Source organism: Halomicronema hongdechloris C2206, assembly GCF_002075285.3.
Taxonomy (GTDB): Bacteria; Cyanobacteriota; Cyanobacteriia; order Phormidesmidales; family Phormidesmidaceae; genus Halomicronema_B; species Halomicronema_B hongdechloris.
Genome location: NZ_CP021983.2, coordinates 4663189 through 4675623, shown reverse-complemented (window position 1 = coordinate 4675623; position 12435 = coordinate 4663189). Strand labels below are relative to the sequence as shown.

General features: G+C 57.9%; 12 protein-coding genes and 2 pseudogenes. 6 read left to right on the top strand and 8 right to left on the bottom strand.

All coding sequences use genetic code 11. The features are described 5' to 3' along the window. Nucleotides 1-128 precede the first annotated feature (128 nt). Both XM38_RS26190 and XM38_RS21260 read right to left on the bottom strand, forming a co-directional pair. Nucleotides 129-521 (bottom strand): cupin domain-containing protein, encoded by a 393-nt coding sequence (locus tag XM38_RS26190; protein WP_225889495.1) that lies wholly within the window; start codon nucleotides 519-521, stop codon nucleotides 129-131. 3 nt (nucleotides 522-524) lie between these two features. Then, nucleotides 525-1191: pseudogene (locus XM38_RS21260) on the bottom strand (cation:proton antiporter domain-containing protein); the annotation flags it as partial. Nucleotides 1192-1482: 291 nt separating this feature from the next. Here XM38_RS21260 and XM38_RS28020 point away from each other — a divergent pair. Then, a complete protein-coding gene (locus XM38_RS28020) occupies nucleotides 1483-1617 on the top strand; it encodes a hypothetical protein (RefSeq protein WP_256995703.1) in 135 nt (44 codons plus the stop codon). Between the two features lie 8 nt (nucleotides 1618-1625). Here XM38_RS28020 and XM38_RS21255 read toward each other — a convergent pair whose 3' ends face one another. The 3 genes from XM38_RS21255 to XM38_RS21245 all read right to left on the bottom strand — a co-directional run bounded on the left by XM38_RS21255 (nucleotide 1626) and on the right by XM38_RS21245 (nucleotide 4002). Next, nucleotides 1626-2810, bottom strand: a complete 1185-nt coding sequence (locus XM38_RS21255) for a murein hydrolase activator EnvC family protein (RefSeq protein ID WP_080811448.1) — start codon at nucleotides 2808-2810, stop codon at nucleotides 1626-1628. A 7-nt stretch (nucleotides 2811-2817) separates the two neighbouring features. Continuing rightward, nucleotides 2818-3429: a LysE family translocator gene (locus XM38_RS21250; RefSeq protein WP_080811451.1), complete on the bottom strand. Its 612-nt coding sequence runs from the start codon at nucleotides 3427-3429 to the stop codon at nucleotides 2818-2820. Between the two features lie 99 nt (nucleotides 3430-3528). Continuing rightward, nucleotides 3529-4002 (bottom strand): Lrp/AsnC family transcriptional regulator, encoded by a 474-nt coding sequence (locus tag XM38_RS21245; RefSeq protein ID WP_080811453.1) that lies wholly within the window; start codon nucleotides 4000-4002, stop codon nucleotides 3529-3531. A 200-nt stretch (nucleotides 4003-4202) separates the two neighbouring features. On the opposite strand from XM38_RS21245, the pseudogene XM38_RS21240 reads away from it, so the two are divergent. The 4 genes and pseudogenes from XM38_RS21240 to XM38_RS21225 all read left to right on the top strand — a co-directional run bounded on the left by XM38_RS21240 (nucleotide 4203) and on the right by XM38_RS21225 (nucleotide 9222). Beyond that, a pseudogene (locus XM38_RS21240) lies at nucleotides 4203-5643 on the top strand (TldD/PmbA family protein). Beyond that, entirely contained in the window at nucleotides 5643-6971 is a 1329-nt protein-coding gene (locus XM38_RS21235) for a TldD/PmbA family protein (protein ID WP_080811454.1), read from the top strand. Before XM38_RS21240 ends, XM38_RS21235 begins: the two are co-directional and overlap by 1 nt. An 81-nt stretch (nucleotides 6972-7052) precedes the next feature. Beyond that, complete coding sequence (locus XM38_RS21230) at nucleotides 7053-8222, top strand: AI-2E family transporter (protein ID WP_080811456.1); 1170 nt, start codon at nucleotides 7053-7055, stop codon at nucleotides 8220-8222. Nucleotides 8223-8283: 61 nt separating this feature from the next. Next, on the top strand, nucleotides 8284-9222 hold the full coding sequence (locus XM38_RS21225) for a glycosyltransferase family 2 protein (protein ID WP_080811506.1): 939 nt from the start codon (nucleotides 8284-8286) through the stop codon (nucleotides 9220-9222). Nucleotides 9223-9784: 562 nt separating this feature from the next. On the opposite strand, the gene XM38_RS21220 is transcribed toward XM38_RS21225, so the two are convergent. Beyond that, nucleotides 9785-10027: an AbrB/MazE/SpoVT family DNA-binding domain-containing protein gene (locus XM38_RS21220; protein ID WP_080811457.1), complete on the bottom strand. Its 243-nt coding sequence runs from the start codon at nucleotides 10025-10027 to the stop codon at nucleotides 9785-9787. A gap of 19 nt (nucleotides 10028-10046) precedes the next feature. Further along, entirely contained in the window at nucleotides 10047-10913 is an 867-nt protein-coding gene (locus tag XM38_RS21215; protein ID WP_080811458.1) for a GUN4 domain-containing protein, read from the bottom strand. 141 nt (nucleotides 10914-11054) lie between these two features. Between XM38_RS21215 and XM38_RS21210 the strand changes: the two genes are divergently transcribed. Next, a complete protein-coding gene (locus XM38_RS21210; RefSeq protein WP_080811459.1) occupies nucleotides 11055-11732 on the top strand; it encodes a Uma2 family endonuclease in 678 nt (225 codons plus the stop codon). 27 nt (nucleotides 11733-11759) lie between these two features. On the opposite strand, the gene XM38_RS21205 is transcribed toward XM38_RS21210, so the two are convergent. Continuing rightward, nucleotides 11760-12260: a hypothetical protein gene (locus XM38_RS21205; protein ID WP_080811461.1), complete on the bottom strand. Its 501-nt coding sequence runs from the start codon at nucleotides 12258-12260 to the stop codon at nucleotides 11760-11762. Nucleotides 12261-12435 lie beyond the last annotated feature (175 nt).

Here is a 12435-nt window from a genome sequence, read left to right as displayed (position 1 = left end):
GTGACGCCTGAAACCTGAAGCCTGAAACCTAGTACAAAGGGTATCGAATTCTGCAGGGTTCTGGAGTCGAGGCGATGGTGAAAGCTAGGGAGTCTCCAATATGAACAATGCTACGGACAATGCCGCCGTTAGCTTTGCCAAAAGTCGCTTAGGGCTGATTCATCCACCAGATAAGCCCTGCTGCCCTCACGGATGGCCCGTTTGCCATGGCGGGGAAAGGTACCGACATCGATATTGACTTGCTCACCGCCCACTAAATACACCAGGTCTTGGTCGCCGGGGTTGCGCAGGTGGTGGGCCAGCTGAGGTAGGCTAAAGCCCATGAAGTCGCCAGGCCCCACTTCCTGCTCGGCGTCACCGATCTCGGCGATGCCGTGCCCAGAGAGAATGTAAATCCACTCTTCTTCGTTGCTGTGGGCATGGTAGATAAAGGATTCCTTGCCCGGGGGAATACGGCAGCTGCCTAAGCCTCCACCATCACTACCGGCCAGGGGCTGGTTTCCAGCAACCGCTTGGGACACTGATCCGACTAATACATCCTCTAGGGGAATCGCGCCGATTGCCGCCTGCACCGTCGCTTTAGCGGAATTTCCCGGCAGCAGAAAACAGCCGCTCCTGCCAAGTCCAGTTACTCCCCAATGTAGACAGATACCAGCCCAGAGATCGCCCCACCAGGGTGCCGATGGCCAAAACCAACACCCCGACCAGCAGCACATCCGACAGTGCACTCCCGGTCAAAATGGCATCGGGAATCCCTTTTTTGACTCCCCAACCCAAGCTTTTGAGCCGCAACATCCCCGGGACAATGACTGCTGGCGATTCAGCCCCGATCACACAGCCCAACAACAGCCCCGTGGCCAGATCAAACTGAAACAGCCAGATGGCAGCCAGGGCAACCGCGATTACTTCACAAGCCGCCGGCAAAAATCCCAGTCGCACTGCCACCGATCCTTGCTGGATCAGCTTGTCGCGATCAAGCCCCAGGCCTGCCTTCATCAAAATCACCATCACCGCGATGGTCCGCAGGGAATCTGCGACTGCTAAGATCTCCGGGCCAATCACATTACCTACCTGGGGACCGAGGAGAATACCCACCAGCACCATGCCCACCAATGCTGGAGCTCGAAGTCGCCGAGCGATTTGCCCGACGAAAAACCCCATCAACAGAATCCAAATGATGCTTTCTAACATGTCGCCACTTTTATCGCATGGGAACGGTTTGCCCTGAAGGCTGGCATGTCGAGTCCCTAAACCTCAGAGAGACGCTGAGGCCTGGATTTCCTCTTTACCTATGGCCTGGCCAGCCAACCAACCCGTGGTCCAGGCGCTCCGAACGCGGCTGTGGGGATGGGCCGTGGCCCAACTGAATACTTCTATGACCGGCTCTGCCCAACCCACATCCCAGGCCGATTGCCCTATATTAAAAAGTGTGAATAATCCTCTGGCCACGTCAAACACAGTCGCACATCACTAGGCAATCCTATGGCTGACAAACAGCAAATCCAACAACACCTCGCCATGACTAGCGGTATTTCCCTCGATGTCGCCACCAAGCTCAAGGGAGAAGACGCCCGTAAGCTGCGCATCATGGAGCATGTCAAGAAGAGCAAGGGCTAAATCCTGCCCTAGAGATATGCCATGGGATTCACCGGATTTCCATTCTGGCGTACCTCAAAATGCAGGTGGGGGCCGGTCGACAGGCCCGTAGACCCTACCGCTGCAATGGCCTGCCCCTGCTGCACCCCCTGTCCCTCGCGCACATAGAGGCGGCTGGCATGGGCATAGAGGGTCGTGATGCCGCCACCATGGTCGATGATCACCGCCTGGCCGTAGCCACCATACCAGCCCGAAAAGATCACCCGGCCAGCATCGGCGGCTTGAATGGTGGTGCCGTAACTGGCGCCGAAATCGATCCCGGAGTGGAAGCGGCGATAGCCCAGAATCGGATGCACCCGGGTACCGAAGCGACTGGTGATGCGAGCCGCCGCCGGGTGAATCATGCGGCCAGTGCCCCGCACCACCGTTGATGTCTGCAGCCGTTGCCGGATCAGCACCGCCAGCTGCTCCGAATCTTTAGCCAGTTGTGCTTCTGCCGCTTCCAGTGCCGCTCGGTCTTGGCGCAATCGCCCGATTAACTGCTCCTGCTGGTTGGCCTCTGCCTCATACTGCTCCTTCTGGGAGAGCAGCTGCTGCCGCAACAGGGCCACCTGATTTTTTTGCGCCTCGACCACCGTTGCTTGGGCCTTGAGGTCTTCGGCTTTGGCCTTCAGGGTTTGCAGGGCCTGACGGTCAGCATCATAGACTCGCTTCAATTGATAGCGGCGATCGAGAAACTCATTGAAATTCTGGCTTTGCAGCAGCACCGCCCAACCTTCTCCCCCCTGTTGCCGCTGCAACACTTGCAAGCGGGCCACCGTCGCCCGCTGCACCACCTGGTAATCTGCTTTCGCCTGCTCTAACTCGGCTTGCAGCGTCGTCAACCGTTTTTCTGCCTGCTCCAGGCGATACTCCGTCTCGGCAATTTGGTTAGCCGTCGCCGCAATGGTTTGCTCTAGGCCATCTAACTTAGTTTCGGCCTGATCTTGTAGGGATTCCAGCTGATCTTGCTGCTGTTGCAGTCGCGAGCGTTTCTTCTCCAGGTCCTGCTGTTGCTGCTGCAGTTCCTCCACTGACTGAGCCACCAGTCTCTGATCAGTCGCAGCTTGGGACCATCCCGGAGAGGCCAACCAGCCCCAGAGGGCCAATGCCATCAGCGCCAGCACCAAACCCGTCACATACCATCGCCGTAACCGCCTCCAGGCTAGCTGCATAGGAACCTCATCCCCGAAGACTCAGGGCTATGACACCAAAGGCTATCAACACCAGGCCAGCGCCCCTATTTAACCAGCGCAACCGGGCAGGGGGCATCACTGCTCGAAAAAGATTAACACTCCAGCTCAGCAATAACCACCATAGGGCCGAGCCCAGAAATACCCCTAGCACCAGCACCATGGCTGCACCATAGGCATTGGCTTGGGCCGCCAGTCCCAGCCCAGCAAAGATAGCCACAAACGACACAATGGTAGCTGGATTCGTCAGGGTGAGAAACAGGGTGGAGCCATAGGCCCCCAACCAGCCATGGACACTGGGATTGACCACGGCTTCGGCTGGGCGACTGAGGCCGGTCTTGATCCCCAGATAGATCAAAAACACCCCCCCGACTGCCGTCAGCCAGGTCGCCTGATCCACTAGAAACTGCGACACTGCTGTCAGGCCAAAGGCGGCAATGCCTCCATAGATGCCATCGGCAGTGGCGGCCCCGAGCCCCGACAACAGGCCCACCCACTGCCCTTGGGTTAGGGTACGACGAATGCAGAGAATACCGATGGGACCCACTGGCGCCGCAATCGATAGTCCTAAAATCAGACCTTGCAGAAATAGTGTGTGCATGGGTCAGGGAAAATTCAAAACTCAAAACTCAAAATTCAAAACCTGTGGTGAGTCCGTCGAACCATTCAAAATTCAAGGCTTTACCGGCAGGAACTGGTCCTAAGACGAAGATGTCGATACCGGCAAGGCGGCGGTTTCCTTCACAGTGGACAGGACAATGGTGGTGCGGGTGCGGAGGATGCCGGGGAGGCTCTTGAGGGAGTCGCTGATCAGGTGCTCCAAATGACGGGTATGGCGACAGCGTACCTTCAGCAGGTAGTCGTCATCACCAGTGACGTGGTGGCACTCCTGGATGGCAGCCGAGGCATGGACACGCTCTAAGAAGGTAGCCCGATGCTCGGGGCGCTCTAGGGTAACGGCGATAAAGGCGGTCAGGCTATGGCCCACCCGTTCGGCATCCAGGCATGCTGTGTAGCCCTGAATTACTCCTCGGTCTTCTAGTTTGCGCACCCGGTCTGCTGCGGCCGGAGCCGATATGCCGATCTGCGCTGCCAATTCCGCCCAGGTGATGCGGCCCTGCTGCAGCAGATAATTTAGGATTTTCACATCCAAGGTATCTAAGGATATCTGCATTGGATAAAAAAATAATAATGCTCATTTACTCCTTTATATTAAGACTTCTTAGTATTTCGACTTGAAAAAGAAGGGAAATTTTTCGTGTGGCCATGCGATCGCATCCCGATTCCATCGCCAACCTACCTACAATGGGAAACGCTGCATTTCCCATGGTCCTTGCCCCTGTGACAGTCACGCCTGCCTCCACGGTTGACCCGATGGCCCTCTTCGACGAGGTGCTTTCGATCTTGGATCTGCCCGCCGACTGGATTGGCATGCGAGCCCAGCGCACCACTGGCAGCCAGCGCACCCTACGGGATGGCCGCCCCCAACAGAACCACCGCTACCGGGATCAGGGCGCCATGGTGGAAGTATTGGTAGCGGGGCAACTGGGCTATGCCGCCAGCAATCAGCTCACCGTGACGGGGCTGCAGGCGGCGGCCCACCAGGCCTATCAACAAGCCCAGGCCGCTGCTCCCTGGCAGCTGCAGGCTTTTTCCTCGGGCATGCGGCCGCGGGAATTGGGGCTCTATACCTCTTCGGTGCTCCAACCCCCCGACCAGATCAGCGGCGGCGACATCAATGCCTTGCTGGCTCAGATCTGCCAAGGCCTAAACGTGTCAGAGCAGATTGTGCAGACCATCGCCAGTCTGCACAGCCAAACTACGGACATTTGGCTGCTCAGCAGCAGTGGCACCCGGGTGCAGCAGCAATTTACCTACTTTGGCACCCACTTCGGGGCCACGGCCCAAGCTGGGGCGGTGGTGCAGACCCGTCATCACAATGGCCCCTATGCCCACTACTACCAAGGCGGCTGGGAACACCTGGCAGAGGCAGAGGACCTCTGGCAGGCGGTGCAGCAGGCGGCAGAGCAGGCGGTGGAGTTATTGACCGCCCCAGAGTGCCCGACGATGACCAGTACCCTGGTGCTGGCCCCGGACCAGATGCTGCTGCAAATCCATGAGAGCATCGGCCATCCCCTGGAACTGGATCGGATTCTGGGGGATGAGCGCAACTATGCCGGCGGCAGCTTTGTTAAACCCGAGGACTTTGGCCAGTTGCAATACGGTTCGCCTCTGCTAAACGTCACCTTCGACCCCACCCTAGAGCACCAGCTAGCTAGCTATGGCTTTGATGACACTGGGGTGGGGGCCCGAACGCCAGTATCTGATTCGCCAGGGGGTGTTAGAGCGGGGCCTGGGCGGCCGGGAGAGCCAAGTGCGCTCTGGGTTACCGGGGGTCGCCTGCGCTCGGGCCACATCTTGGAATCGGCCGGCCATCGATCGCATGGCCAATATTAACCTGGAGCCGGGGGATCGCTCCTGGGCCGAGATCATCGCCACCATCGAGGATGGCGTCTATATGGAGGCGAATCGCTCTTGGTCCATCGATGATCAGCGCCATAAGTTTCAGTTTGGCTGTGAATATGGCAAGCGCATTCGCCAAGGACGACTGGCGGAAACCCTGCGCAACCCCAACTATCGGGCCACGACGCCCCAGTTTTGGCACAGCCTGGTGCAGGTGGGCAATGGAGACACCTGGCAGGCCTTTGGCACTCCTTTCTGTGGCAAGGGGGAACCGAATCAATTAATCCGGGTGGGCCATGGCTCTCCGGTGGCAGCTTTTGAGGAGATTAAGGTATTTGGGGGCGGGGGCTAATGGCGTGGGAACCGGTTTTTTATCGCCTGGTCGAGGCCCTGGTGTCACAGCTGCAGCCCCAAGAGCACATCCGGCTCAATCTAGTGGCTGAAACCAGCCAATTCACTCGCTTTAACCGGGCCAGGGTGCGCCAGAGTGGCCAGGTGGTGGATGGCCGGTTGACCCTGACCCTGATGGCTGGCCAGCGCACCCTGAGTCAGACACTGCCCTTTACAGGAGAGCTGGCCCTGGATCAGGCCATGGCCATGGCGACCCTAGAGGAGCTGCGCCAGGAGCTCCCCGATTTACCGCCGGATCCCTACCAGGTGTTGCCAACGGGAGGAGACTCTAGCCGGGATCGGCAACCGGGGCAATTGCTCTGCTGCGAAGCGGTGGTGCCGACGGTGTTGCAACCTCTGGCCGGGCTGGATGCCGTCGGCTTCTACGCTGGAGGCCGGTTGATTCGGGCCTATGCCGATTCTGCCGGTCAGCGCCATTGGTTTGAGCGGAATACCTTCACCCTGGACTATTCCCTGTTTACAGCCGATGGCAAGGCCATCAAGCGAATGTACGCCGGCCAGCACTGGGACGCCGATGAGTACCAGCAGCAGGTGACCGCAGCCAGGGAGCACCTCGCTCAGCTGGCCCATCCGGCTAAGGTCATGGCTCCGGGGACCTATCGCACCTACCTGGAACCGGCGGCAGTGGCGGATCTGGTCACGATGGTGGGCCGCAGCGGAGTCGGGGCTGGGGCCCTGCGCCGGGGCAGCAGTCCCCTGGGGCTGCTACAGCGGGGGGAGCGACGGCTGTCTGGGCAGATTCACCTGCGGGAGGACTTCAGCCAGGGCCAGGTGCCCCGCTTCAATCAGGATGGTGACCTGGCTGCCATGACGCTGCCGGTAATTCAAGCGGGACGACTGATCAATGAGCTGGTCAGTGCTCGCTCGGCCCGAGAATATGGCCTGGCCTCGACGGCGGCGGCGGCATCCGAGGCGATGCGATCGCAAGTCTTAGCCGGGGGCACCCTACCCAGGGAAAACGCGCTGGCAGCCCTGGACACGGGCCTATATGTCTCCAACCTGCATTACCTGAACTGGAGCGATCGGCCCCAGGGATACCTCACCGGCATGACCCGCTATGCCTGTTTCTGGGTAGCAAACGGCCAGATCGTGGCCCCGATCGAGAACCTGCGCTTCGATGAGAGTCTCTATCACTTTTGGGGCGATAATTTGGTAAACCTGACCCAGGAGTCGGAGTGGATTGCCCAGGTCAGCACCTACGATCATCGCCGCCTGGGCGGCACCTGGGCGCCTGGTATGTTAGTGGATGCATTCACCTACACCCTATGACCCAATACGCCTTTCCCAGGGCAGATTCCGTCTGGAGAGTCCCTAAGGCACAATGAGTCATGGATAGTCAGTTACTCAGCTATGGCCAACCGTGAGTCTGGTGAGCAGCGCCTCACGCTATCAGTGAGTAGTTTGTTGGTAGTGCTGTTGGCAGTGCCGCTGCTGCTGCTGGTGTGGCAACTGCGCAGTTTAATCCTATTGCTGCTGATTTCGGTGGTATTGGCCTCATCCATTGCCCCGGTGGTGGATTTGGCGGAGCGCTATCGCGTTCCCCGTTGGTTGGGGGTGGTGCTGGTCTATCTGACCATGCTGTTCCTGGCCGTGGGGGCGATTTTGCTGATTGGTCCCACCATCTTCGAGCAGATTCAACGGCTGCTGCGGCAGATTCCAGTCTCCCTGAAGAATGTCTACGATGGGGCCGAGGCCTGGGTGTTGAGCTTCAACGAAAATCGCCCAGAACTAGCCAGTGATCTACTCAATCAATTTCTCGATATCCAGGGGCTCACCCGCTGGGTGATTCGCTCCAGCCAGCAACTGTTGCTGCGCTCCTATGGCCTCACCACCGGCATCTTAGGCGGAGTCCTGAGTCTGATTTTAGCCCTGTTTTTGTCGGGTTATATGCTGGCCGACAGTCGCACCCTGATTCGCAATTTCCTACGCCTACTGCCCCAGCCCTGGGATGAGCGCCTAGCAGCCCAGGTAACCCCAGTGAGCAATCGCATTGGTAGTTACATCCGCGGTCGACTCCTGGTATCTGCCATCTTGGCCGTCGTCATTACCATTGTCCTCAGCTTCATCGGCCTGTCTGAGTTTGCCCTGGGTCTCGGTGCGATCGCAGGCGTCACCAATCTAATTCCCTTTCTGGGTCCCATTCTCGGGGCGATTCCGGCCCTGGCCGTCGCCGTCTCCCAAGGGGGCTGGACGGTGCTGTGGGTGCTGGTACTCTATGTCATCATCCAAAATCTAGAGACCTACGTCCTCGATCCCCTACTGGTGGGCTCCTCGGTCGGGGTGCACCCCCTCTATCAGTTACTGGCCGTCATCGGCGGCACCCAAGTCCTAGGCATCATCGGCGCCCTGATCGTGCCGCCCTGGATCGCCGGTGGAGCCGTATTGCTGGAAAACCTCTACCTGCGCCCCAAGCTGATGGCCGAACGCCGCCGGGGCAAGCAGTTGCGATCGGCCTCCTCGACCAACGAGAGTCCCCTGGAACCCGACACCCCGATCAAATCCGTCGTCGGTGGCACCTAGCGACCTGAATACCCCAAATCGCCCCAAGGCGCTAGGATTGGGGGTGGCTTGTCAGGAGCGAATCGTGTTTATCAGCGTCGTCATTCCCACCTACAATCGCCAGCCCATCCTAGAGAAGTGCCTGCGGGCCATGGAGCAGCAGCAGTTTCCAGATCCAACCCCGGTGGCTGGCTACGAGATCATCGTGGTGGATGATGGCTCTACCGACGGCACCGTCGCCTGGCTCACCGCCGAGACGGCCCAGTTTCCCCATGTCCGGCTGGTACAGCAAGATCACCAGGGACCCGCCGCTGCCCGCAACCTGGGGGTCCATCGGGCCCAGGGCGACTACATCGTCTTCATCGACAGTGACCTGGTGGTGCTGCCCGATTTCCTCCAGTGCCATGCCGCCACCCTAGTCGAGGGTCAGGCCCGGTTGGGGCAGCGGGTCTTCACCTATGGCCGCGTCATCAATACCTGCAACTTCGACGACCCCACCTCAGAACCCTATAAAGTCACCGACTTTTCCCAGGCCTACTTCGCCACCGGCAACGTGGCCATTGCCAAGCACTGGTTATTGCAAGCAGGGCTCTTCGACACCCAATTCACCCTCTACGGCTGGGAAGATTTGGAATTGGGAGTGCGCCTGAAACAACTAGGCCTCACCTTGATTAAATGTCCCGACGCCGTCGGCTACCATTGGCATCCGCCCTTCTCCCTAGCCCAGGTGCCCAAGCTCATCGACCAAGAAATCCAACGGGGCCGCATGGGGGTGTTGTTCTACCAAAAACATCCCACCTGGGATGTAAGGCTGATGATTCAAATGACCTGGCTGCACCGGGTGCTCTGGGGCGTGTTGACCCTGGGGGGACAGCTGAATGAGAAAACCCTGGCCCCCCTGCTGCAGTGGTTGATCGACCGGGGTAAGCCTCAATTGGCCCTGGAAGTGGCCCGCATCTTCCTCAACTGGTACAACGTTCAGGGGGTCTATGCCGCCTATGCGGAACAGCAACGGGGCTAGTCTAGCAACTTCACCCAATCGCATCGCACTCTGTGTATTAGGTGCGGCCTCCCCCGTTGAGGATTCCGCTGCGCCTCAATATGGGCGCTAGCCCGTTCGTCAATCGCCTCAGCTGAGAGAGGCATAGCACGCCGCTCCTATCGTTTTTGCAGGCAACTTGGGCCCCCAACTCGCTATATCATTCTTCGCGATAGTTCAAGCAAAAGGAAATGCTGGGTTTCTTTGCCTCAATCTAGCCTAGGGCGAGGTGCGATCGCATGTGCCCTACATTGATGACATCGAACATGCTAAAGCGGTCCAACACCTACCTCCTGTGCCAGCCACTCAGAGGTAAAGTGCTGTAGCATGGGCATTACTGAATCTAGAGATTAGACTATTCAATGCCTACCGTTTGAGAAACATGGTGGGCAATCAAAGATTATCTTCCTGTGCTGAGATTACTCAATGATATTGCCCACCCTACCCACTACGACTGCGCTCAAGGCATGCTTCCTCCCACAAGGGGCGGAAGGAGAACAGTTGAACGCTGCCTGGAGCGTGGGTCGCGTTACAGGCATAGCAGTTATTGACCCACAGATGAGCTTTCTACAAAGTCGGCAACATCATCTGGATACTGAAAGTCTTCAGGAATACTGTTCAGCAACTCCTCCAGAGTCGAGACAGAGACCCTTTTGCGGATCACCAGAGCACCTTCAGATTCTGTGAGCTCTACAATGGAGTGTTCATCAATCCCAAAGCTTTCCGCAATTTGCTGCGGAATTTGGACTCCAACCGTGTTTCCCCATCGTTGAATCTGAACTTCCATGCTGGGCCTCAATCATGGGCTATACAGTTTGTGGTGCGGAGGTGTCAAATATCCCATCAGAGTAGGAGATGTACTGGCCTCCTCTTCGCCAGCCGATGCGATCGCAGAACGTGCCCCAAATCGCATCACCTGGGTATTCGCCGTCGAGTTTTGCCCCGCACTCCACGTAGATATCCTTCTGCACGCTAAAACCAAATTGTCCCTGGCTGTATTTCACCCAGAGCCGATCGATTGTCTTTAAGTCAGCGCAGGGAAAGTTCAGTAGATCCTTGCTGGGAACATTGCCCCAACTGCTCTTACCCATGGCGTCAAGCATGCGATCCGCCGTTTCCTGATCCGCCGCTTTCCAGTCCCCTGCTGCCAGCAGGTCCCGCAGGTGAGTATAGTCAATGCCTTTTTCGGAGCTGAGATCATCTGGTTCTAAAACAGGAGCGGCCTCAGAGTGAGAATTGTTAGGCTCTCGGGTCGGCTTTTGTCCAGTGATACCCCACACCAGTTGAGACAGGGCTCTCTCATCGTTGATATCCGTTGAAAACGGCACAGCATGAAACCCGCCAAGGAAGATTAGATTATCTGGAATACGGTCAACCCCAGGCAATAACACTGGAATCACTCGGATATCTCGCTCGACGCAGCGTCTGATGAATGCCTCCAGTTCTAAGACCTGCCAGCGGCCTAATCCACTCTGACCAATACAAACAGCTGCGGATTTGATCTGACCAATAGCCTGTTGAATCTCGTCTGCGAACCTAGTGCCGGGAGCAATCTCCTCTTCATCAAGCCAGGGTCGAATGCCTCGTGCTTTGAGCTGCCGGTAGATTTGCCGAATGAGCCGCTTATCCTTGCTGCTATGGGCGAGGAAAACATCAAATTGCTGCTCCGCCATCCGTCAACTGCTCCTGTCTAGTCCGGCTCCATTCTGTCCAAAGTCTAACCCTTCCCCCCTCTACAAGAACGCTATGAACTGCTCAGGCGTCACTGCCTAGATACAATGGGGCTGTACTCGTCTGCAACCAAGGGGCCGTCTATGGTTCATAGTCCCATCGCTCCCCAAATTCTCTATCCGGACTCAGACGGTAACCCCATGGCTGACAACACAATCCAATATCGCTGGATTGTCCGTCTGGTCACCAATCTTAAGCGGTTACTCAAAGACCAAACCGCCTTCGTGGCAGGAGATCTACTGTGGTATCCCATTCCGGTCGAGACACCGCCGGCTCCGGCTCAGGCGCCTGATGTCATGGTGGTGTTAGGCCGCCCTGACGGTGACCGGGGCAGTTATAAACAATGGGAAGAAGACAATATTGCGCCGCAGGTGGTCTTTGAAATTCTGTCGCCCAACAATAGTGCTCGGGAAATGCTGGCTAAACAGGCCTTCTATGGAAAGTACGGTGTGTTGGAAATGTTCTTCTATGACCCAGACTCCTTTGACTTCTGGGGACTGGTGCGCACCACTCCAGAGCAGGGGTTTGCGCCCATTCTGCCGCTCAATTTTCCCTGGACCTCTCCCACCTTAGGCATTCGCTTCGATCTATCCGACCAGGGTTTAGCGGTCTACTATCCAAACGGGACCCCCTTCCAGGATCCGGAAGCGGTTATCGAGGAGCGTGATCGGGCTCAGCAAGAACGCGATCGGGCTCAGCAAGAACGCGATCGCGCCTTTGCCAAACTCCGGGAACTCGGTATCGATCCCAGTCAACTCTGAGACCGGCACGATAGGGCAGCCCCTTAATCAGTCATGCTGGACACCGGCAATATCGGCCAAGGCATCGGCATATTGCTCCAGATCGCGGCGCAGGGCTTCTAACTCTTGCCGCAGCACCGGCTCTTGCTCCCAGGCTTTTTCATGGGCCTGGGGGCTGAGGTCAGCCGGTTTCTTCACCTCCCAGGCCTGCAACAACGGGTGCCACTTGGATAGAAACGGGCGCAGGCCATTATTCAGCACGGCGATGGCGATGCCCCCCACCGAATCCTTCGAAGCCCCGACCTGGGGTCCGGCTTTGCGGAGGATTTCCCGGGTGGAGCCAAACAAACTGTAGAGAGAGTTCATGGCTTCCCGCACCGTCCCCACCTCGGTGGCCAGGGACTGCACCGCTACCCGGGTCACCAGTTCGATGTAGAGTTCCCAGGCGGCGTTGCGTTCGGTGGGGTCTGCTTCCCAGGCGGCAGAGCCAATGCCAAAGGGCAGGCTGACGGTGACGCTTTTGAGGACGGCGGGATCGGATTTGGCCATGGTGTGGATGGGATAAGCGTTAGGGAAGATTGCCGGGGGGTTGGATCAATGTCCGCTGCAACCGGTCTCTTTCCCGATTATAGGCGGGGCATCAAGCTTGGCTATTCGCTGCTCCCTACCCCTTCTTGTCAAGGGGATACGGGAGGCAACGTAAACCGCGAGGGAATTGGGAGAG

What these genes read in the sequence shown, in the direction of transcription:
- XM38_RS28020 (WP_256995703.1), top strand. Translation starts at nt 1,483, where the DNA reads ATGGCTGACAAACAGCAAATCCAACAACACCTCGCCATGACTAGCGGT.
- XM38_RS21255 (WP_080811448.1), bottom strand. Translation starts at nt 2,810, where the DNA reads ATGCAGCTAGCCTGGAGGCGGTTACGGCGATGGTATGTGACGGGTTTG.
- XM38_RS21250 (WP_080811451.1), bottom strand. Translation starts at nt 3,429, where the DNA reads ATGCACACACTATTTCTGCAAGGTCTGATTTTAGGACTATCGATTGCG.
- XM38_RS21245 (WP_080811453.1), bottom strand. Translation starts at nt 4,002, where the DNA reads ATGCAGATATCCTTAGATACCTTGGATGTGAAAATCCTAAATTATCTG.
- XM38_RS21235 (WP_080811454.1), top strand. Translation starts at nt 5,643, where the DNA reads ATGGCGTGGGAACCGGTTTTTTATCGCCTGGTCGAGGCCCTGGTGTCA.
- XM38_RS21230 (WP_080811456.1), top strand. Translation starts at nt 7,053, where the DNA reads ATGGCCAACCGTGAGTCTGGTGAGCAGCGCCTCACGCTATCAGTGAGT.
- XM38_RS21220 (WP_080811457.1), bottom strand. Translation starts at nt 10,027, where the DNA reads ATGGAAGTTCAGATTCAACGATGGGGAAACACGGTTGGAGTCCAAATT.
- XM38_RS21215 (WP_080811458.1), bottom strand. Translation starts at nt 10,913, where the DNA reads ATGGCGGAGCAGCAATTTGATGTTTTCCTCGCCCATAGCAGCAAGGAT.
- XM38_RS21210 (WP_080811459.1), top strand. Translation starts at nt 11,055, where the DNA reads ATGGTTCATAGTCCCATCGCTCCCCAAATTCTCTATCCGGACTCAGAC.
- XM38_RS21205 (WP_080811461.1), bottom strand. Translation starts at nt 12,260, where the DNA reads ATGGCCAAATCCGATCCCGCCGTCCTCAAAAGCGTCACCGTCAGCCTG.